This is a genomic window from Pedobacter jejuensis (assembly GCF_003725795.1).
In the GTDB taxonomy this organism is placed as follows: Bacteria; Bacteroidota; Bacteroidia; order Sphingobacteriales; family Sphingobacteriaceae; genus Pedobacter; species Pedobacter jejuensis.
Genome location: NZ_RBEE01000018.1, coordinates 21940 through 42138, shown reverse-complemented (window position 1 = coordinate 42138; position 20199 = coordinate 21940). Strand labels below are relative to the sequence as shown.

The 20199-nt window shown below is 36.0% G+C and carries 15 protein-coding genes; 6 read left to right on the top strand and 9 right to left on the bottom strand.

What is annotated here, in order from left to right; translation table 11 throughout:
- Positions 1-180: 180 nt before the first annotated feature.
- Positions 181-1026: a CvfB family protein gene (locus D7004_RS10545; RefSeq protein ID WP_123205826.1), complete on the bottom strand. Its 846-nt coding sequence runs from the start codon at positions 1024-1026 to the stop codon at positions 181-183.
- An 814-nt stretch (positions 1027-1840) separates the two neighbouring features.
- Here D7004_RS10545 and D7004_RS10540 point away from each other — a divergent pair.
- From D7004_RS10540 to D7004_RS10525, 4 genes are all read left to right on the top strand, one after another.
- Entirely contained in the window at positions 1841-3577 is a 1737-nt protein-coding gene (locus D7004_RS10540; protein ID WP_123205825.1) for an ABC transporter ATP-binding protein, read from the top strand.
- Positions 3561-5321, top strand: a complete 1761-nt coding sequence (locus D7004_RS10535; protein ID WP_123205824.1) for an ABC transporter ATP-binding protein — start codon at positions 3561-3563, stop codon at positions 5319-5321. Before D7004_RS10540 ends, D7004_RS10535 begins: the two co-directional genes overlap by 17 nt.
- A gap of 20 nt (positions 5322-5341) precedes the next feature.
- Entirely contained in the window at positions 5342-5584 is a 243-nt protein-coding gene (locus D7004_RS10530; RefSeq protein ID WP_123205823.1) for a hypothetical protein, read from the top strand.
- 189 nt (positions 5585-5773) lie between these two features.
- Positions 5774-6661 (top strand): SMP-30/gluconolactonase/LRE family protein, encoded by an 888-nt coding sequence (locus D7004_RS10525; protein ID WP_123205822.1) that lies wholly within the window; start codon positions 5774-5776, stop codon positions 6659-6661.
- A gap of 37 nt (positions 6662-6698) precedes the next feature.
- Here the strand turns inward: D7004_RS10525 and D7004_RS10520 are convergent, their stop codons facing one another.
- From D7004_RS10520 to D7004_RS10485, 8 genes are all read right to left on the bottom strand, one after another.
- Positions 6699-8339 carry a TldD/PmbA family protein gene (locus tag D7004_RS10520; RefSeq protein ID WP_123205821.1) on the bottom strand — a complete coding sequence of 547 codons (1641 nt, stop codon included), beginning with the start codon at positions 8337-8339 and terminating at the stop codon, positions 6699-6701.
- Between the two features lie 61 nt (positions 8340-8400).
- On the bottom strand, positions 8401-9717 hold the full coding sequence (locus D7004_RS10515) for a TldD/PmbA family protein (RefSeq protein ID WP_123205820.1): 1317 nt from the start codon (positions 9715-9717) through the stop codon (positions 8401-8403).
- Positions 9718-9719: 2 nt separating this feature from the next.
- Positions 9720-11354 carry a TldD/PmbA family protein gene (locus D7004_RS10510; protein WP_123205819.1) on the bottom strand — a complete coding sequence of 545 codons (1635 nt, stop codon included), beginning with the start codon at positions 11352-11354 and terminating at the stop codon, positions 9720-9722.
- Between the two features lie 88 nt (positions 11355-11442).
- On the bottom strand, positions 11443-13230 hold the full coding sequence (locus D7004_RS10505) for a hypothetical protein (protein ID WP_123205818.1): 1788 nt from the start codon (positions 13228-13230) through the stop codon (positions 11443-11445).
- 2 nt (positions 13231-13232) lie between these two features.
- Positions 13233-15365: a DUF4175 family protein gene (locus D7004_RS10500; protein WP_123205817.1), complete on the bottom strand. Its 2133-nt coding sequence runs from the start codon at positions 15363-15365 to the stop codon at positions 13233-13235.
- Positions 15352-16719 carry a BatA domain-containing protein gene (locus D7004_RS10495; protein ID WP_167459470.1) on the bottom strand — a complete coding sequence of 456 codons (1368 nt, stop codon included), beginning with the start codon at positions 16717-16719 and terminating at the stop codon, positions 15352-15354. The genes D7004_RS10500 and D7004_RS10495 overlap by 14 nt, the downstream gene beginning before the upstream one ends.
- A 2-nt stretch (positions 16720-16721) precedes the next feature.
- Positions 16722-17609, bottom strand: a complete 888-nt coding sequence (locus D7004_RS10490) for a DUF58 domain-containing protein (RefSeq protein ID WP_244214289.1) — start codon at positions 17607-17609, stop codon at positions 16722-16724.
- A complete protein-coding gene (locus D7004_RS10485) occupies positions 17609-18577 on the bottom strand; it encodes an AAA family ATPase (protein ID WP_244214288.1) in 969 nt (322 codons plus the stop codon). Before D7004_RS10485 ends, D7004_RS10490 begins: the two co-directional genes overlap by 1 nt.
- Positions 18578-18758: 181 nt before the next feature.
- Between D7004_RS10485 and D7004_RS10480 the strand changes: the two genes are divergently transcribed.
- Positions 18759-19388 carry a DUF4159 domain-containing protein gene (locus D7004_RS10480; RefSeq protein WP_123205814.1) on the top strand — a complete coding sequence of 210 codons (630 nt, stop codon included), beginning with the start codon at positions 18759-18761 and terminating at the stop codon, positions 19386-19388.
- A 20-nt stretch (positions 19389-19408) separates the two neighbouring features.
- Positions 19409-20098: an NIPSNAP family protein gene (locus tag D7004_RS10475; protein ID WP_244214287.1), complete on the top strand. Its 690-nt coding sequence runs from the start codon at positions 19409-19411 to the stop codon at positions 20096-20098.
- Positions 20099-20199: the final 101 nt, after the last annotated feature.

Below are 20199 nucleotides of genomic sequence, written 5' to 3'. Positions count from 1 at the left end.
TATATGTTCCTTATATGTCTTATCTGTTTTAAAAATGAACTATTGATTTATTAGAAAGCACAATTTGACTTTCAAACAAATATATTTTCTAGAAGGCGCTTTCCCAAAGGTTTTGACCATATAAGACATATAAGAACATCCAAGCTCGAATGTTCTTATATGGTTGAAAAATTAATCATTTTACTCTGCGTCTTCGTCGGTAATTAACCTTATCGAATCATCAGAAAGCATAATTAAACGTTCTTTATAAAGCGAACCAATGGTTTTCTTGAAAGCGCTTTTGCTAATCTGGAAACGATGGTAAATCTCTTCAGGAGAACTTTTATCTCCCAATTCAATCACACCGCCACTTTTTTTCAGCTCGGCCAACATCATTTCTTTCGAATCTAAGATATGGCCATAACCGCTCGGTTGTAAGGTTAAATCGATTTTCCCTTCCACACGGATTTTTTTAATCCACCCTTTACGTTGCTCACCTACCTGAATGTTGTCAAAAACCTCGTTGTGGTATAGCAAACCTATATATGTATTGTTAATAATTGCGTTGAACCCTAAATCCGTTTCTTCTGTAATTAATAAACTCACTTCATCGCCCTCCTCGAAATCAAAATCTTCTTCTTCTACAAAATCTTGCAATTTAGAGGATGCCAATAGCCGGTCGTTATTTTCGTCTAGATACAAATAAACCACATATTTGTAGCCCTTTTGCATCGGTCTTTTTTGCTCTTTGCTGGGTACGTAAACATCTTTATCGATTCCTAAATCCATAAAAATACCATCGTCGCCATCAGAAACAACTTTCAAAAAAGCAAAATCGCCAACTTCAGCGTAAGCTTTTTGAGTAGTTCCCGTTAATCGGCCATCCTTTTGGATGTAAACAAAAACGCTAACATTTTCACCAATTTCTAAGCCTTTTGGCACATATTGGTATGGCAAGAGCACCAATTTATCGCCATCTGTTAAATTTAAACCAGCCTCAGTTTTGCTTAAAACCCTTAGCTCGTTGTATTTTCCTATTTCAATCATAATGTGGGTTAACCATTTTCTTCAATGGTTTTGTGCAAAGGTAGTAATGTTTAGGCGCAAATTAGTTTTAAATGATTTGGGAAGGTACTGAAGTGTTTCATCGGAGAAATCAGTCGGGCTGTTCGCTATATCTTTTTAATGAATGTTTGTGCTAAACATCAAATGAAACTGCATTTAAAAAGTATATCGCTGCCATCCCGTTTAAAAACGAAGGATTGTTTCAATGGTAGCAATGTTTACGCGTAAATTAGTTTTAAATGATTTGGAAAGGTACTGAAGTGTTTCATCGGAGAAATCAGTCGGGCTGTTCGCTATATCTTTTTTGTTAATGTTTATGCTGAACATTAAATGGAACTGCATCTAAAAAGTATATCGCTGCCATCCCGTTTAGAAACAAAGGATTGTTCCGTTTGGGAGAATATATACTATTCCATTGGTTGAAACCAATGGCAATGAAATGAAATTACTTAATGAAACGGTGTATTCTAATTGCTTTGTGTTTGTTATATACTTTTCATATTAAAAAATGCATAAAAGCTGTGCTATGAATCTCTCGTGTATTAACCACAGTCCAACAAATCCCTCTCTTCAAGGAGAGGGAGCGTACAACACTTGCCAATGCAAAAACGTTGATAGGGTGAGGCTTACAGTCCAACAAATCCCGCTCTTCAAGGAGAGGGTACGTACAACACTTTGCAATGCAAAAACAATCATATGGTGAGGTTTATAACCTTATCTTAAAAATTAAAATAAACATACAGTCTATTCAGATAAATGGGGTAAATTTGATTTTTACAAAAGTTCATCACACAACATGGCAAAACCCAAAGAGGCTAAAAAACCAAGTGTTTTTAGTTTACTTGCATCATACAAAGGCTTAATTTTTCTATTGATTTTTTTTGCGTTATTAAGTAACGGAATCAATTTATTATTGCCAAAAATTATTGCAAGTGGTATCGATTCGTACACCAACAAAACTTTTGATTTAAACTCAATTTTGTACCAGTTTGCTTTGGCAATTGTGTTGGTTTTTATTTTTACTTATCTGCAAAGTATTGTACAAACTTACGCTTCAGAACGTGTTGCAAGAGATTTAAGAACCAAACTGTCCGACCAAATTTCGCGACAAAGCCATGCCTACATCCTGCAGGCAAATCCATCAAAGCTGCTTACAAACCTCACGTCTGATGCCGATTCGATAAAAATGTTTGTTTCTCAGGCAATCGTATCATTAGCATCGTCTATCTTTTTAATAGTTGGAGCAAGTATTTTCCTACTGATGATAAACTGGAAATTGGCTTTATGCATTATTGCGATTGTGCCTATTATCGGTGGTGCGTTTTTCTTTGTATTAAAAAAAGTAAGGGTGCTTTTCATCAAAAGTAGAGAAGTAATCGATTGGCTTAATAAAGTGATTAGTGAGAGTATTTTAGGTGCTGCATTAATTCGCGTTATCAATTCGCAACAGCTCGAATACAATAAATTTCTCGATGCCAATGCCAAAGCAAGAGATTTAGGTTTATCCATTCTGCGTTTGTTTGCAGGTTTAATTCCCATTATTGTTTTTGTAGCCAACTTATCGGGCTTAACCATTTTAGTACTGGGTGGTCATTTCGTAATCACCAACAGCATGTCTTTAGGCGAGTTTGCAGCATTTAACAGTTATCTGGCCTTAATTATTTTCCCAATTTTGGTTATCGGCTTTATGAGTAATGTAATTGCTCAGGCAACAGCATCTTACCAAAGAATAGAAAGCGTATTAAATGCGCCAGAAATTCAACACCAAGGAATATCAACTGAAACATTAATTGGCAATGTTGAGGCAAAAGGCATCTCGCTAAACATCAGACAAAAACCAATTTTAAAAGATATTTCGTTCTCTGCAAAGGCCGGTTCAAAAACGGCAATCATCGGACCAACAGCTGCTGGGAAAACACAATTGTTATACATTTTAACCGGATTAATAGACCCAAACAGTGGCGAAGTGCTTTTTGATAACAAAGAAATCAACAGTTATAATCAAGAAAATTTTCATAAACAGGTGGGTTTTGTATTTCAGGATAGCATTATGTTTAACATGAGCATTCGCGAAAATATTGCCTTTAGCGATACCGTAACCGATGAATCTTTGGCGAAAGCTATTCAAACGGCAGAACTAAAAGAATTTATAGATAGCCTGCCAGATAAATTAAATACCATAGTTTCTGAGCGTGGAAATAGCCTTTCCGGTGGTCAAAAGCAGCGCATTATGTTGGCGAGGGCATTAGCGGTTAATCCTAAAATTTTATTATTGGATGATTTCACAGCCCGCGTAGATACCAATACCGAAAAGCGGATTTTAGAAAACATTCAGCAAAATTATCCAGGTTTAACGTTATTGTCAGTCACCCAAAAAATAGCATCGGTAGAAAATTACGACAAAGTCATTTTGATGATGCAAGGCGAAATTATTGCCGAAGGAACGCATTCGGAATTGTTAAAAAACAGTGCAGAATACGTTCAAATTTACAATTCACAACAGAGTACCAGCAATTATGAAATACAATCTTAACCAACTGAGCGAGGGTACGGAAAAGCAATCGACCTACAATGCGCTTAAAAGATTGCTGAAATTTATTTCTGATGAGCAGAGAAACCTTTGGCTGGCCTTAATTGCAATTTTGGTCAACTCGGGTTTACTTTTACTTGGACCGCTTTTAGTTGGGCACACTATCGATACTTACATCAGAACCAAGCAATTTCATGGCGTTTTGGTTTTCGGAGGAATTTTGTTGGTAATGTATATGATTGCGATGGTTACTGGCTACACACAAACCAAATTAATGGGTGGCATTGGACAGAGAATGCTCTTTACACTGCGGAATGCCATCTTCAATAAACTACAAGAATTGCCGGTTTCCTTCTTCAATCAAAATAAAGCTGGCGATTTAATTTCGAGGGTGAACAGTGATACTGATAAAATTAACCAGTTTTTCTCGCAATCGCTGATGCAGTTTGTAAGCAGTATTGTAACCATGATTGGTGCAGGTATTTTCCTCTTATCCATCAATTTGGAACTTGGTGCAGCTGCACTTTCGCCAGCGGTTATCATCGTATTATTTACGGTAGCCTTAACGCCTTGGGTAAAAGCTAAGAATGCCAAAAGTTTAAAAAGTACTGGTGGTTTAAGCGCCGAAATCCAGGAAAGTTTAAACAATTTCAAAGTGATTATAGCCTTCAATCGCCGCGATTATTTTAGGAAACGTTTTGATGAGGCAAATAAAGAAAATTACAAAATGGCTATCGGCGCAGGGTTGGCCAATAATATTTTTGTTCCGGTTTATGGATTATTATCCAGTGCCGCACAGTTAATCGTATTGCTTTTTGGTATTTATTTAATTTCTATTGGTCAGTTTTCATTAGGCTTATTGGTCAGTTACATTTCGTATTGCACCAATTTTTACAATCCGTTAAGGCAATTGGCAGCCCTTTGGACAAGCTTTCAGGTGGCGATGGCAAGTTGGGATAGAATCTCACAAATCCTATTATTGGATACAAATCTGCAACAGGTAGAAGGCGATAAAGCGATTACCTCTGATGCTTTGCTTGAGTTTAAAAATGTTCATTTCGCTTATGATGATTCAAAAGAAATTCTTCATAATATAAATTTAAGGTTCGAAAAAGGTAAAACTTACGCCTTAATTGGGCCAACTGGTGGAGGAAAAACCACAACTGCCTCATTAATTTCGAGGTTGTATGATGCCACAAAAGGTACGGTTTTACTTAACGGGAAAGATATTCGTTCGTTTAGTGCGGAAGAGCGCACACAAAAAATTGGTTTTATTCTGCAAGAACCATTTTTATTTACGGGAACTGTTAAGGATAATATTTTATATGGCAACAGTCAGTATAAAGATGTGAGTGATGATGAGCTGAAAAAAATAATTCAGGATGCAAATCTCGATGCCCTTTTGGCCATTTTTGATGAAGGTTTGAATACTCAAATTACTTCGGGTTCTGATAGCATTAGTTTAGGGCAAAAACAGTTAATTGCTTTCATGCGAGCTGTTTTACGCAACCCGGAGTTACTGATTTTAGATGAAGCCACAGCCAACATTGATACGATTACAGAACAATTATTAAGCAGCATTTTAAATAAATTATCTAAAGAAACAACATTGGTTATCATCGCCCACCGATTAAATACCATCGAAAATGCCGATGAAATTTATTTTGTAAATGAGGGTGAAGTACAAAAAGCAGGAACTTTAAATGATGCTTTGAATATGTTGTTAAAAGGGAAAAGGGTGAGCTAAGTTTTTAATTGATCATTTGAATGAAAAATATATCCTGTTTTTATAAAGTTGAAGACGATATATTTACATCAGGTATTTATTTCAAAGATTTCTCGACTGCGCTCGAAATGACGGTGTTGAGATTTAAGTTTTCTATGTTCAAAGATTTCTCGGCTGCGCTCGAAATGACGACACTATCTAAATTCAACCTTAAATACTTACAGAAACAAAAGTTAATTAGACCCGATAGAACGAAAAGCCCGGAAGACGAGGAACGAGGATGAGGACTTGAAGAGATAGCGGGACGAATATTAATAGATGCTTCGGGTATTGCTCTTCTAAAATTTATCAATTCGAGATATTTTTAAATCTTCTATTTTCAAAGATTTCTCGGCTTCGCTCGAAATAACGATATCTTTTTTATTTGCAACAGAGATGTTTATTCATCACCTTGCAATACCAAATATCATCCTATGAAAAAGTACTTCATCTTTTCGATTTTAACTTTGCTTTCTTTACTTTCCTTTGCACAATCCACCAATCCAATCTTTGTTCAGGATAGTTTAAAACTGATTTCTTCGCAATTTAAATTTACAGAAGGAGCCTCCGTAGATAAGCAAGGAAATATTTTTTTTACAGACCAGCCCAATGATAAGATTTGGAAATATGATATTGGTGGCCATTTAAGTTTATATATGGATAAATCTGGCAGGGCAAACGGAACTTATTTTGATAAAAAGGGAAATCTAATTGTGTGTGCTGATGAACATAATGAAATTTGGTCTATCGATAAAAATAAAAAGGTAACTGTTTTATTTTCTGATTTTGAGGGTAAGAAAGTAAATGGCCCGAATGATATTTGGATAGACAAAAATGGCGGAATATATTTTACCGACCCATATTACCAACGTGATTACTGGACAAGAAAATCGCCAGAAATTGTTGGTGAAAAGGTTTATTATCTCCCGAAAGGAAAAAAGACAGCAGTGGTTGTGGCAGATGATTTTAAAAGACCAAATGGTATTGTTGGTACACCCGATGGAAAATATTTATACGTGGCAGATAGAGTTGCTGATGTAACTTATAGATATGAGATAGGCCAAGATGCTTCATTAGGCAATCGCCAGTTGTTACTTAGGCAGGGTTCTGACGGAATGACTTTAGATAGTAAAGGAAATATTTATTTAACTGGTAAAGGGGTTGATATTTACAACCCAAATGGAAATAAAATTGGTCATATCGATGTGCCAGAAAATTGGTGCGGAAACATTTCCTTTGGCGGAAAAGACAAAAACATTTTATTTATTACCGCGTCAAAATCGATTTATAAGATTGTAACAAATGCTAAAGGAGTTGAATAGAAAATAAATTGCCAGCTGATACAACTGGCAATTTATTTTATCCTAATCTTCTACCTGTATTAATTACATTAACACCATTAAAACGAGTAGTTGCGCTGCCGTGAGAAACAGCACTTACTTGCCCGGGTTGGCCTTTACCATCCGAGAAAGTTCCACCTAAGCGGTAATCATTTTTATCGCAACGCTGAACACATGAATTCCAAAATTCTTGTGTATTTGCCTGATAAGCTGCGTCTTTAAACATGCCAACAATTTTACCTTCTTTAACTTCGTAAGCTAGTTGTGCGCTGAATTGAAAATTGTAACGCTGTTGATCTATTGAATAGGAATTTCTACCAAACATGTAAATGCCTTTTTCTACATTTTTAACCATTTCTGCTGCACTCAAGGCCGCGTTTCCTGGTGCTAATGAAACATTTGGCATTCGCTGAAATTGGATACTATCCCAGCTATCGGCATAGCAGCAACCTTGCGATTCTTTCAATCCTAAAATGTGAGCTTGGTCACGTATAGTTTGATAATTAACTAAAATACCGTCTTTGATGATATCCCAATTACCACATTTTACACCTTCATCATCATAACCAACGGCACCCAAAGAGCCAACTTCAGTTTTATCGGCAAGAATGTTTACTTCTTTACTGCCAAAATTGAATTTTTTCGATTCCCATTTATCCAATGTTAAGAAACTTGTACCAGCATAATTGGCTTCGTAGCCGAGTACACGGTCTAATTCAGTCGGGTGACCAACAGATTCGTGTATGGTTAAAAATAAGTGAGATGGGTCTAGTATTAAATCATACTTCCCTGGAGCAACCGGTTTAGCTTTTAACTTTTCATCAACATGAACTGCAGCTTCGCGAACATCTTCCAAAATATCATAACGCTTTTTGTATAATGTTACGGGTCCGCCTTTAATTTTTTCTGAGTCTTTTGGATTCAGATATTCAAATCCCATTCCCATTGGTGCACTTAATGCACTTCTAGTTTCAAATTTGCCGCTCGCTGAATCTGTTTTCGTTAAAGTGAAATTTGGCCAGATTCTATGAATATCCTGGTCAATATAAGAACCGTCTGTAGAAGCGAAATATTTTTGTTCATTAATCATAAACAGGTTTGAATTGATGAATTTGGCACCGCCTTTCATTGCTTCGCTGTTTACTTTTAATAATAAATCTACTTTATCTTTAATTGGAACTTCAAATGCATTGATTTCGATTGGTGTTTTCCAGCTTACTTCACCAAATCCTTTTTGTGGCGCCAATTGTACAGGTTCTTCCATCAACTTAGAATTGCCTTTTGCAATGGCAACGGCAGCTTCCGCAGCCTTTGCAATGCTGGCATTATCCATATTGTTGGTTGCTGCAAAACCCCAGCTTCCGTTAGCAATAACCCGAACACCCAAACCATAAGATTCTGAATTTGAAATGTTTTCAACCCTGGTTTCTCTGGTAGCAACAACCTGGTTTAAATACCTTCCGATGCGAACATCGGCATACGTTGCACCTTTGCTTTTTGCAGCGTTAAGTGCAACATCAGCCATTTTCTTCTTTAAAGCAACATCTACAGGTGTTGAAGATTCTTCAACGGAAATAATTTTGCCAAAAGCAGGAATGTTGGGCATCATGGTTGCACCAAGGCCAACGCCTGTCATATATAAAAAATCTCTTCTTCTCAATTTTTGAAAATTTTAGAGTGTAAAAAAACAGCGGAGACATAATCACCGCTGTTTAAATTATTTAAATAGCATCTGATAAAGATGTGAACGTAAAATCGCGGATTTTCATTGGTGGAATTAACCCACTTCCAGTTCTCACTGGTTTACCTAATGCTTCAACATTGTTTAGCATTATAACCGGACTCTCATTGAATCTAAAATTCTTAATCGGGAATTTTATTTCACCATTTTCGATGTAGAAAGTACCGTCACGGGTTAATCCTGTAAGCAATAAAGTTTGTGGGTCAACCGAACGGATGTACCAAAAACGGGTTACCAAAATTCCTTTTTCTGTGCTTTTAATCAACTCTTCTAACGATTGATTACCACCTTCGATGATTACACCACGGCTAAATGGAAGCGGTTCAACACCTTTTTGCGAAGCCCAATACCTTGAATAAGCCAGGTTTTTAACTACACCTTTTTCTACCCATTGTGTTCTTTTTACCGGTAAACCATCGCCACTCCAAGTTGCAGATGGGATTTCAGGATTCATCGGGTCAGAATAAATATTTACATTTTCTGAGAACAGTTGTTCACCTAAACGTGTGCCACCGCCTTTTTTGCTCATGAAGCTTCTTCCTTCATCAGCACTTCGGGCATCAAAACCTCTAAACATGTTACCTAAAATATCACTTGCGGCAAGTGGCTCTAAAATAACTGTATATTTTCCAGGCTCGATTGCTTTTGCACCTGCAGAACCATTGGCTTTACTTGCTGCAATTTTACTCAAAGCAAGCGTATCCATTTTAGCCAGATCGTTAAAATCTTGTTCTACATAGCCAGAACCAGTACCTTGTTTGTTTCTAACCGTAACCGAAAAGGAAACGTTTGTACCTTTATTATAGGCAAATAAACCTTTTGAGTTCATTACCGAATTGAAGCTAGTAGAGTTTTCTAAGAAACCTGCTGCATCTAAACCTGCTGCTGTTGATACACTTAAACTTTTGCCAACCATTTCTGCTCTTGTATCAGGCGTCATAGCTGCGGTGTTTGCATTGAATGTTTTAGATTCTGGAAATGTTTGAGGACCTAAAAGTGGCATAAATTCAGGATTTTCTGGAGCGAGCATGGCTAATTCTTCTGCTCTTCTAACCACCTTTTCTAATGATGCATCATCAAATTCGTTAATCGTTGCCGAACCTGTTTTTTTTCCATAAGTTGAGCTTACGCCTAAACTCATAGTACTGATTTGTCCTGCTGTAGATACTGCATTTCGGGCATAACGAATATTTCCGCCATCAGAACCTCTTAAACTTACTTCGCAGAAATCTGCTTTAGAAAAGCCGACCACTTTTTTTAATATTGCTTGGGCTTCTTCTTTACTTAATATGGCCATAATTATATTTTTCTTGCTGTATTTATAACATTAACTCCATTAAATCTCGCGGTAGAACTACCATGAGAAACTGCACTACTTTGAGAAGGCTGACCTTTTCCATCGTTAAATGAACCACCTAAACGGTAATCACTTTCATCGCAAACTGCATTACAAGAATTCCAGAATTCCTGAGTATTTGCCTGATAAGAAACATCGTTAAGCATGCCAACAATTTTTCCATCTTTTATTTCATAGAAAATTTGTCCACCGAATTGGAAATTGTAACGTTGCTGGTCGATAGAGAAACTACCATCACCAATGATATAAATGCCCTTTTCAACGTTTTTAATCATATCATCAACGCTTAATTTTTCTTTGCCTGGTTGTAAAGAAACATTCGCCATGCGTTGGAATTGAACATCATCCCAACCTTGAGAATAGCAGCAACCCTGAGATTCATTTAAGCCGATAATGTGTGCCTGATCGCGAATGGCTTGGTAATTTACCAAAACACCATCTTTGATTAAATCCCACTTTTTACATTTTACGCCTTCATCATCATAACCAACAGCGCCTAATGAACCAACTTGGGTTTTATCTGCAACAATATTTACTTTATCACTTCCAAATTTGAATTTTTTCGATTCCCATTTGTCTAACGTTAAGAAACTTGTACCTGCATAGTTTGCTTCATAGCCTAAAACACGGTCTAATTCAGTCGGGTGACCAACAGATTCGTGAATGGTTAACCAAAGGTGTGATGGATCTAAAACCAAATCATATTTTCCTGGCTCAACCGATTTTGCTTTGATTTTTTCAGAGGCAACGCGAGCAGCTTCCTTAACATCTTCAAGCATATCGTAGCGGCCTTTGTAACGGGTTACAATGCCACTAACTTTATCTTCCGGACGAGCATTCATGTACTCGTAACCTTTACCCATTGGCGAACTTAAAGAGTTACGGGTTTTAAATTGTCCTGATGCTCTATCGATTCTGGTTACATTAAAGTTTGGATAAATGCGATGAACATCCTGATCGATGTATGAACCATCAGTAGATGCAAAATACTTTTGTTCGTTTACAGCAAAAATTACTGAATTAACAAAGTTAGCACCATTTTGCATGGCAATATCGTTAACGTTTAAAAGCAAATCTACTTTCTCCTTTACAGGAACTTCGAATGCATTGATTTCGATTGGCGTTTTCCAGCTCACTTCTCCGTAACCTTTTTGCGGTGCAAGTTGTACAGGCTCGCCCTGTATTTTTGAGTTTGCTTTTGCAACGGCAACCGCTTGCTCTGCAGCTTTGGCAATAGCATCTTTAGTTACGTTATTGGTGGCCGCAAAACCCCAGCAACCGTTAGCTAAAACGCGTATTCCAACACTGTACGATTCGGTATTTGCTACACCTTGCACACGTTTTTCTCGTGTGGCAACAAACTGGTTTAGGTAACGGCCAATGCGAATATCTGCATAGGTTGCGCCTTTAGATTTTGCAGCATTAAGTGCAATATCGGCTAGTTCTTTTTTAATTCTTACATCAACTCCATCCAGCGCCTGCAAAGGGTCTATTGGAGTTCCGAAAGCTGAGAGATTGGGCAGCATTAAAGCACCCATACCCATTCCGGATAAATAGAGGAAATCTTTTCTTTTCAATTGGTTTAGTTTAGGGGTTTACGATTCCAAGATAGCTAATAATGCCGTTAAAAAGTCAATTTGCTTTATAACATTTTAGTTTCAATTGTTATTTTGTATTTGAAATACGGGATTCGTACCATAAGTATGATGATGCAAATAGAAATGCGATAAAAAACCACCAGATTGATACTTCTTCTTCCATTATAACATTATTAGTAGCGTTTTTATAATCTGATTTGCTCTGATTTTTTAAAAACTTCGTATTTGAGTTTATTTTCTCCTGATTTTTTAAAGTCTGCCAATCTTCTTGTTTGTAAATATAGAACGGTTCTGTATTTTCATTTATAACGAGATTATGCCATCCATATTTTTCTGCCCAAAAAACTGCATCGAACTGAAATGGAATTTCGATGTTTTGTCGCGGAGATAAATTAATACTATCGATTTTTAATTTCGGAATTTTTTGTGAGGAACCTAATTCTACCACAAAATTAGTTTTCTGATTTACGGTAGGCATTTGTGGTAAAATTTTAAGCGATTGATTGTCAGGTTTTTTTCTCGCTGCATTGGATAAAAGCGCTGACCAATAAACGGTATAATCATTGTTTTTTCCTGAAAGAAGCCAGTTGAATGTGGCCGGTATTGATGAAACTATCATTTTTCCAGAGCCTCTAATGGTGCTGTTAACCAATGTCTTTCCATTTGCATCAACCAGAATGGATTGGTCGTTCAAACTGGATTTTAAAAACAATGTTTGTTCAAAAGGCAATTTATTAAACCTAAAATTATTGCTCTTAAGCAATAAGCTCAACATTTTATCTTTAGTGGCGGGCAATTCAAACCGACTAAATTTGCCACTTAGTGTTGTTGCTGGTTTTGGATTAGAAACTCTGATAACTACGCCCATTCCGCTATTCACGGCATTATCAATCGCTGCTCTTTCATTCACGCCAAGGGCAGCGAGTTCCTCTTCATCAATAATTAATACATCAAACTTTTTTAACGATGAAGCATTAATTTGACTCAGATTAATGACATCCATATTTAAAAAATCTGTGCTGTATTTGTTTTTGCTTATCTGACTTCTAAAAGCTAAAGGATACTCATTTTCAAATAACCATTTCTTTAAAAACTTGTATTCAAAATCTGGATAAGAAGCCAGAATTAAAACCTTCATTGGTGCTTGTTCGGTAACCAGAAAGGGAACAGGTTCTACAGCTAAAGTATCGTTTCCTTGCAGCGAAATTAATTGATAAACGGCTTTTCCGATTTGTTTAGGCTGATTCCTGAAAGAAAATTTTTTGTTTGATTTTGCTTCAACAATTATAGAATCTATACTGGTTCCTAAACCTTTAAGCAATAATTTTATCTTTTCGTTCCCGCTATTTTGATAAATACCCTGAATAGTTAACTGTTCGGAAGCTTTTATTTTATGCTGCCAGTTTACAGAAATGATTCCGCCAGGCAATTCAGATGGATGAAATTTAAATTCATAACCTTTTAAAAGCTTCAGTTCTTCTTCCGCTAAGCCAAAGCCATAAATATTTAATTTGTTGATGTTTTTATGGCTTGCCAGAAAATAGGAGAGCTCTGGGATTTTAATTGCCTTGTTGTTAGTGAAATTTGCAGATGCTAGTGCGTATTTATTACCTTTTAATTTTGAAACAGAATCTGGATTTGTTCCTTCAGTTAACAAGATGATTTCATCCGAATTTTGCTTTAATTGAGTAGTGTATTTTATTGGAATAACAAAGCAAGCGAAGCAAATTACTGCGATTGTGCTTGCTGTAATTCTCCATATTAATCTTGCTTTATTTACCCGAACAATTTCCTTGTACAATAAAAACAGCAATAAAAGCAAGCATGAAAGTAGTACGATGTGTTTAAAATCCATATCTATCGCCCTGCTTTGTTAAGGTTGTTAAAATAATTTTGATACAATGACGAAGTGGGTTGTGCACTTTGGATTTGAGGCTTTGCGACATCACCTTTTATCATTTTTTGTATCGCCATTTGTACCAAATCAATATCATTTTGCTTTGCCTTATTATTCGTACTTAATTTCCTTAAACTGGTTAAGGCATTTAAATATGTTGCAGGATTATCGGCTGCAGCGCCAATCATATATTTTTCAGTTTCGTTTAATAGATAAATATCACCTTCGATAAATTTTTTACCGCTTTTTCTACTTTCTAACAGCGATAAGGTTGTTCTCAAATTCCTTGTCCTTTTTTCTTTCTGTTCGAAAGACATTTTTTGAACAGGCTGCGTAATCTTGTCCAGCTCGCCACTCAATCTTTTTTCGGGTTTTAGTGATGCAGTTTTAACAGTTGTTTTAGCTACATATGCTCTTGATTTTTGCTGTAAATCTTTCAGTAACCGCAAAGCTTTATATTCAAAAGGCAAAGCTTCTTGAGGTTTGTACGTTCTTAAACGCAGTTCAGAATTCCACATTTCGGTTAATACTGCTTTTAACTGCGCTTTCATTTCAGGTTCGAAAAATGTTGCATCTTCGGCAATATCATGCTTGTGTGCATATTTATCCATAATTGCTGTTACATCTCCAAATTTTTCTTCCTCACCTTTGTGCTCTGCATGTTCATCATGTTCTTCATGGTCGCCACCGATTTCCGTTTCACTTTCTTCGCCTAAAAATTGCCCGTAACGTAACCGTAAAAGTTTTTGGTCTATACCCAATTCGTTGCTTCTGGTTTTAAAAGCCTCTCCAGATAAAGAAGATTGCTCTTTTAATAATTTTTCCGTATCGATAATAATTTGCCTCTGACTGCGGAAATATTCTGGAACCAAGTTGACTCCATTTGTCATTCCAGCCATGCTCATCAATTCCGTGGTATCAACAATAGAAACAAAATAAACATCAGAGCGGCTCGACTGGCCATGATTATCCATTGCTTTAATAAAAAAATAAAGCTCATCTCCAGGTTTCATACCTAAGCTTTTCAAATCAATTTGTTTGGTTAAAGTGATGGTTTTCTGGTTGTTAAAACTGGTGTTAAAAGTTAATTTTTTCTCGGTAAAGCTTACGCCTTCGCCTTTACCACTAGCCATTGTAGCTGAGATAAAGGCATCATTTACGCCATAATCATCACTCAAATTAACCTTCAAATTTATTTTTTGTGGTTGTCCAACATCAATGGTGGTATGTTGCTTTGGTTGTGTAATTTTAATGGTAGCCGGCAAATCAGGAATTACCTCAATTTGATATAGATCTGATTTTTTGCCATCTAAAACCAGTTGATAGAAACCAGATTTTGAAACTGTTTTTGAATAAAACCAAAGTGTTTTATTTGCATTTTGGGCATTAAGCGATACCGTTTCCTTATCATTAAAGATGATTTTAACGTTTTTAATGCTGATGTTGGTTTCAATCTTCCAATTAACTTTCGAACCTGTTTCGGCTTTTATGGTAAATTCTTTTTGTTTACGTTCTGGTTTTCGGGTGTAAGCGGGTGGAATAATAGTAGCATTCAAACTAGAAATTTCTGCCAGAACATTTTCTTTTATTGAAGGGGCAGATGTTTGATTTTCCTGTTCAGAATGATATGCTTTTTGAATTTTCGGAATTCTAGTGATTCCAAAACTCATTAAAATACCTGCTAAAAGTATTGCTAAGCCGATGTATAATTTTTTTACAGGTTCTCTCGGTTGTGGAATTAGAGGGATAATCTTCTCTATTTTGTTTCGCTGCAATTGCTGTAACATCGAAAGTTCTGTCGGGTTTCTAAGCAGCAAATCGGCACTTTCTTCTAACTCAGGATAACGATTATTTACAAATCTCGAGAAATCTTTATCCGTAGTTTTCCATATTGGTTTTACAAAAAATGCAACTACAAGTACCAGAAGCAGCACTATAGCAAATAACCAAACTGGTAAATACATTACATAAATTAATAAGGCAGATGAAACCATAGCGACGGCTAAGCTAATTGCTAATATGCGTAGAACATAAAGCATTGTCCACCTTTTGCGTAGGTTATGAATCCAATTTTGTCCTTCAGTTTTTAACATAATTTGCGGTTTTTTTACTGAAAGTTAGAATGCGCTCGGTAAGGAAAATCAAAAATGCAATTATCCAAAATATATTATGAAGTTGCTTGTTTTGAGTATTTTGTGTTGTTTTTTCTGTTTTGGAAATTTGAATCGTTTCTTTTTGGTTTTTTGCCAATTGCCTTTGGTCGGCATCATTATCTTCAAAACCAAAATTTGAGCTTTTATTATCCTGAATTACTATTGGCATTATAGCTTTAACAAATGTTTCGTTCCAAACCAATTGGCTCCATTGCGGGTTCAAACGACTGTAAAAATGGAGGATGTTTAAATTATTTTGTTTTTCTGCTGATAAAATCGAATTGCCAAAACCATCAGCCCAAATGGTTTCTAAAGTTTTTTTAGCTTCAATTCTTCTACTCGATGTAATGTTTTTTCCATCAATTACGATAAACGAAGCTTCGGGAATTATTTTACCTTTTTCATATCGAAATAAAGTTCCGCCAGACGTAATTGAAGATTTAAAAGCTGATGAAACAGCTTCGTCTGAAAGCCAAAAACCGACATCTACTTTTCCTGCGGGATTTATTTCAATTCGCCTTCTACTAAAACTTGCAATGGCTTTCAGCGCTGAATTAAGGTAATTTCTATCAGAATTTCCTGCAGATTCGTAAATCGATACCCGAATTGCTGGAACATCTTTGGATGCAATTGCTGTATAAACTGTGCTTGATGGATTTGATTTTGCTTCATATTTTTTGCCAGCATAATCCGTTATCCAGTTACCTAAGGTATCTGTTTCATTTATAGGGTTTCGAAATAGCTTATAGGAAATCCTGGGCAGCTCATTTCCAATGGCATTTAATCGATGGTTTGCAAACAAGTAAACTGAATTTCCAGTGGGAATGATGGTATTTAATTGATTTAAAAGTGCTGTATAACTTATAGCATTTTGTTTAGCGCTATCAATATTTGCTGTGTCCTTTAAAGTTAAAGTAGTAAAGCCTGGATTAAAATCATGCATTTCATAACCAAGTTTTAATAAAGAATCGATTTTATTTTTATTGTTTTTAAAAACGGTTTGGAATTTAGATTTTTCGACCAAAATCCATCCATTTGCTTTGCCCGTTAGAGATTTTTTTAAAAACGGTTGTGCAATTATACAGGCAACTAAAATTAACAGTAAACAGCGTAAAATTAGCAAAAGCCAATCGTTAACTTTAAAACTTTTAGAACTTGCACGGGAGCTTTCGCCTAAAAGTGCAATGCTTCCAATTTTTAGAGTTTTACCCTGTTTCACATTCCACAAGTGGATTATCAACGGGATAATTAAACCTGCAATTGCCAGTAAACCTATGGGATATAAAAATTGCACAGTTAAATTCTTAATTTACTTCTTTGTTTTAAAAAATCTCTTAAAGCTTGTTCCAAGGGTTCATCAGTAGAAATGGTTCGGTAAAAAATCCTTCTATCAAGCATTTTCATGCGGGTTTCTTCTAAATAGCTTGTAAACTTTGCTTTGTATTCTGTTCTGGCTTTTGCCTGGTCTATTTGTATGGTTTCTCCGGTTTCTAAATCTTCAAAAGTGGTGTAACCTTTAAAATCCAAATCCAATTCATTTCTCGATACCACATGAAAAACGACCACTTCATGTCTTAGTGTGTTTAGTGTATCAAGCAGTTGCGTTATTTCATCATTTGTTTGATACAAATCGGTAACAAAAATTAGTAATTCTCTTTTTTGGGTACCGGCGAAAAGCTCTTTATCATGTATGGGTTTGGTAAATTCTCCCTCAGGATTGATGTTTTCCAACTGATAAAACAATCTTGCCAAATGCTGAAAATCTTGTTTCGGCGTCATCGAAAAAATGCCCGAATTTTTGAATACATATAAACCAATGGCATCACCTTGTAAATTTGCCAGGTAGGCTAGAGATGCGCCAAGGTATTTTGCATAATCAATCTTCGTAAAATCGCCATCGCTGTGATTCATTGAAGCACTTGCATCAATTAATATACGCACTCCAATATTGGTTTCAACTTCCGATTCGCGAATGTAATACCTGTCTGACCGAGCAAACATTTTCCAATCCAACGATCGTAAATCATCACCAGGCTGGTAACTGCGGTATTGACTAAACTCTAATCCGCCGCCTTTAATTGTGCTTTTGTTAATGCCGCTCATAAAACCATCAATTGTCATTTTCGCCGACAAACTCAGTTCTTTAATCGCCATCAAAACCTTTGGATTGAGTAATTTACTCATTAAATATTTGCTTTGGGTTTTGAAATTGCCTTTATCAATTCATCGGTTACTTTATCTGCAGATACATTTTCTGCTTCGGCTTTGAAATTCATCAAAACCCTGTGGCGCAATACCGGATAAGCCATGGTTTGTAAATCTTCCATAATTACAGCGTACCTGCCTTTAAATAAAGCTCTTGCTTTAGCGGTTAAAATTAATGCCTGCCCAGCCCGTGGACCTGCACCCCAACGTACCCATTCTTTAACAAATGGTACCGAAGTTGTATCGGGGCGGGTTGCTCTAATCATTTCACTTACGTAGGTAATTAAATCATCACTTATGCTAATTTCTCTTGTTATTGCCTGTAATTCTTTAATTTCTTCGGCACCAATAATTGGATTTATCACAGCTTTTTTGCTTCCCGTAGTGCTGCTTAAAATTTGCGCTTCTTCAACAGCAGTTGGGTAACCGATTTTTATATATAACAGAAATCTATCCAATTGTGCTTCGGGTAGGGGATATGTACCGGCTTGCTCAATCGGGTTTTGCGTTGCAAGAATGAAAAAGGGCCGGTCTAATGGATAGGTTTGCCCGCCGTAAGTTACTTCAAACTCTTGCATGGCTTCTAAAAGTGCCGATTGTGTTTTTGGTGGCGTTCTGTTTACTTCATCAGCCAAAACAATGTTTGCAAAAAGCGGTCCTTTGTTAAATTTAAAAAAGCGTTTTCCGGTGACATGGTCTTCTTCCAAAATTTCTGTACCCACGATATCGGTCGGCATTAAATCGGGTGTAAATTGAATCCTTCTGAAAGAAAGATCTAAAGCCTGCGACATGGTTTTTACCATCAACGTTTTTGCTAAGCCGGGCACGCCTTCGAGTAAACAATGCCCTCCAGCCATTAAAGCAATTAGCATTTCTTCAATAATTACATCTTGCCCAACAATTACTTTCTGTATTTCGCTTTTTAACGATGAGATCTTATCGATCAATATTTTTAGGTTGTTTTCTGAACGCTCCAAAATGATTGGTTTTATGATTAAGTGAGATATTGTGCCTCAATATAGGGCTTAAAGGCAGATATTTTTAACCCGAACCAAAGAATATCAAAAAATTTACACGATAATCGAAAGAAAAATCTCAATTAATAAAAAATGGCGGTAATTTAGGACGATGCAAAGATCTAAATTTACATTTGCGAGAATAAAATACAATTCAGGAGATTGGGAAACCGATCAACGCATGCCATCAAACATATTGAATTCGCTATTAGAATATACTACCATTCCGCTTGATGAAGAAGAAAAAATTGTTGAGTTAAGTAGCCCCGATTTATTTAAATATCCATTTTGCTATTTAAGCGGGCATAAGTTGGTGCAATTTAGTCAGCAGGAGGCTGTAAATTTCAAAACCTATGTACACAATGGGGGCTTTGTTTTTGTTGATGATTGCAACCACGATATTGATGGTTTATTTGCCCGTTCTTTTGAAACGCAGATGAGCAATTTATTCGGGCCAACGGCATTGAAAAAAATCCCAAATAACCATGGTATTTACAATTCATTCTTTAAATTTGAAAAAGGTCCGCCAACAACCTCATTCGAATTAAATGGTTGGGGCGATGATTTGGTACACGATTACCTTAAAGCAATTACCATCAACAACAGAATTGGTGTTTTATATAGTAATAAAGATTACGGTTGCGAATGGGATTACGATTTCAGGAACAAACGTTTTCTTGCTGAAGACAATACGAAATTCGGCGTTAATATCATTTTGTACGCCATGGGCGTTAACAGTTAAATCAAACTAAACCAAATATTTTGAAATCTACCCTAAACCGATTACTATTTTTAACAATAGTATTTCTTGCATCAAGCGCAAGTGTATTTGCAGCTAAAAATCAATATTATTATCAGCTAAAAATATATCATCTAAAAACGCCAGCTCAAGAGGCAATGGTTGATGCTTATTTAAAAGATGCGTTTATCCCCGCACTTCACCGAGCAGGAATTAATAGTGTTGGTGTTTTTAAACCGATTGAAAAAGATACACTTGAGCAATTGGTTTATGTATTTATTCCGTTTAAAAAGATGGATGACTTTTTAAAATTGAATGAGACGTTAGCAAAAGATAAACAATACTTAGAAACCGGAGCCAACTACTTAAATGCAGCATTTAATGCCGCTCCGTTTAATAGGGTAGAATCTGTTTTGATGAAAGCCTTTTCTGCAATGCCCGAATTTGCTGTTCCAAAATTAACTACGCCAAAAAGCGAAAGGGTGTACGAATTAAGAAGCTACGAATCGGCAACAGAAAACTTAGCAATAAATAAAATGGACATGTTTAATGATTCTGAAATCGACATATTTACCAAACTGAATTTTAATGCAGTTTTTTATGGACAAGTAATATCGGGTAGCAAAATGCCAAATTTAATGTACCTAACAACATTTAATAATAAAGCCGATAGAGATAAGCATTGGGTTGATTTTGGTCCGGAGTACAAATAGATTAGTGGTTTGCCACAGTATCAAAACAACGTTTCAAAAAATGTAACGCTTTTTGTTTATCCCACAGATTATTCTGACTTGTAGTTAGATATTTTTTAGCA

Excerpts from the sequence above, each read along its gene's own strand:
- D7004_RS10525 (WP_123205822.1), top strand. The coding sequence starts at position 5,774 with ATGAAAAAGTACTTCATCTTTTCGATTTTAACTTTGCTTTCTTTACTT.
- D7004_RS10505 (WP_123205818.1), bottom strand. The coding sequence starts at position 13,230 with ATGGATTTTAAACACATCGTACTACTTTCATGCTTGCTTTTATTGCTG.
- D7004_RS10535 (WP_123205824.1), top strand. The coding sequence starts at position 3,561 with ATGAAATACAATCTTAACCAACTGAGCGAGGGTACGGAAAAGCAATCG.
- D7004_RS10540 (WP_123205825.1), top strand. The coding sequence starts at position 1,841 with ATGGCAAAACCCAAAGAGGCTAAAAAACCAAGTGTTTTTAGTTTACTT.
- D7004_RS10480 (WP_123205814.1), top strand. The coding sequence starts at position 18,759 with ATGCAAAGATCTAAATTTACATTTGCGAGAATAAAATACAATTCAGGA.
- D7004_RS10530 (WP_123205823.1), top strand. The coding sequence starts at position 5,342 with ATGAAAAATATATCCTGTTTTTATAAAGTTGAAGACGATATATTTACA.
- D7004_RS10490 (WP_244214289.1), bottom strand. The coding sequence starts at position 17,609 with ATGAGTAAATTACTCAATCCAAAGGTTTTGATGGCGATTAAAGAACTG.
- D7004_RS10515 (WP_123205820.1), bottom strand. The coding sequence starts at position 9,717 with ATGGCCATATTAAGTAAAGAAGAAGCCCAAGCAATATTAAAAAAAGTG.
- D7004_RS10545 (WP_123205826.1), bottom strand. The coding sequence starts at position 1,026 with ATGATTGAAATAGGAAAATACAACGAGCTAAGGGTTTTAAGCAAAACT.
- D7004_RS10500 (WP_123205817.1), bottom strand. The coding sequence starts at position 15,365 with ATGTTAAAAACTGAAGGACAAAATTGGATTCATAACCTACGCAAAAGG.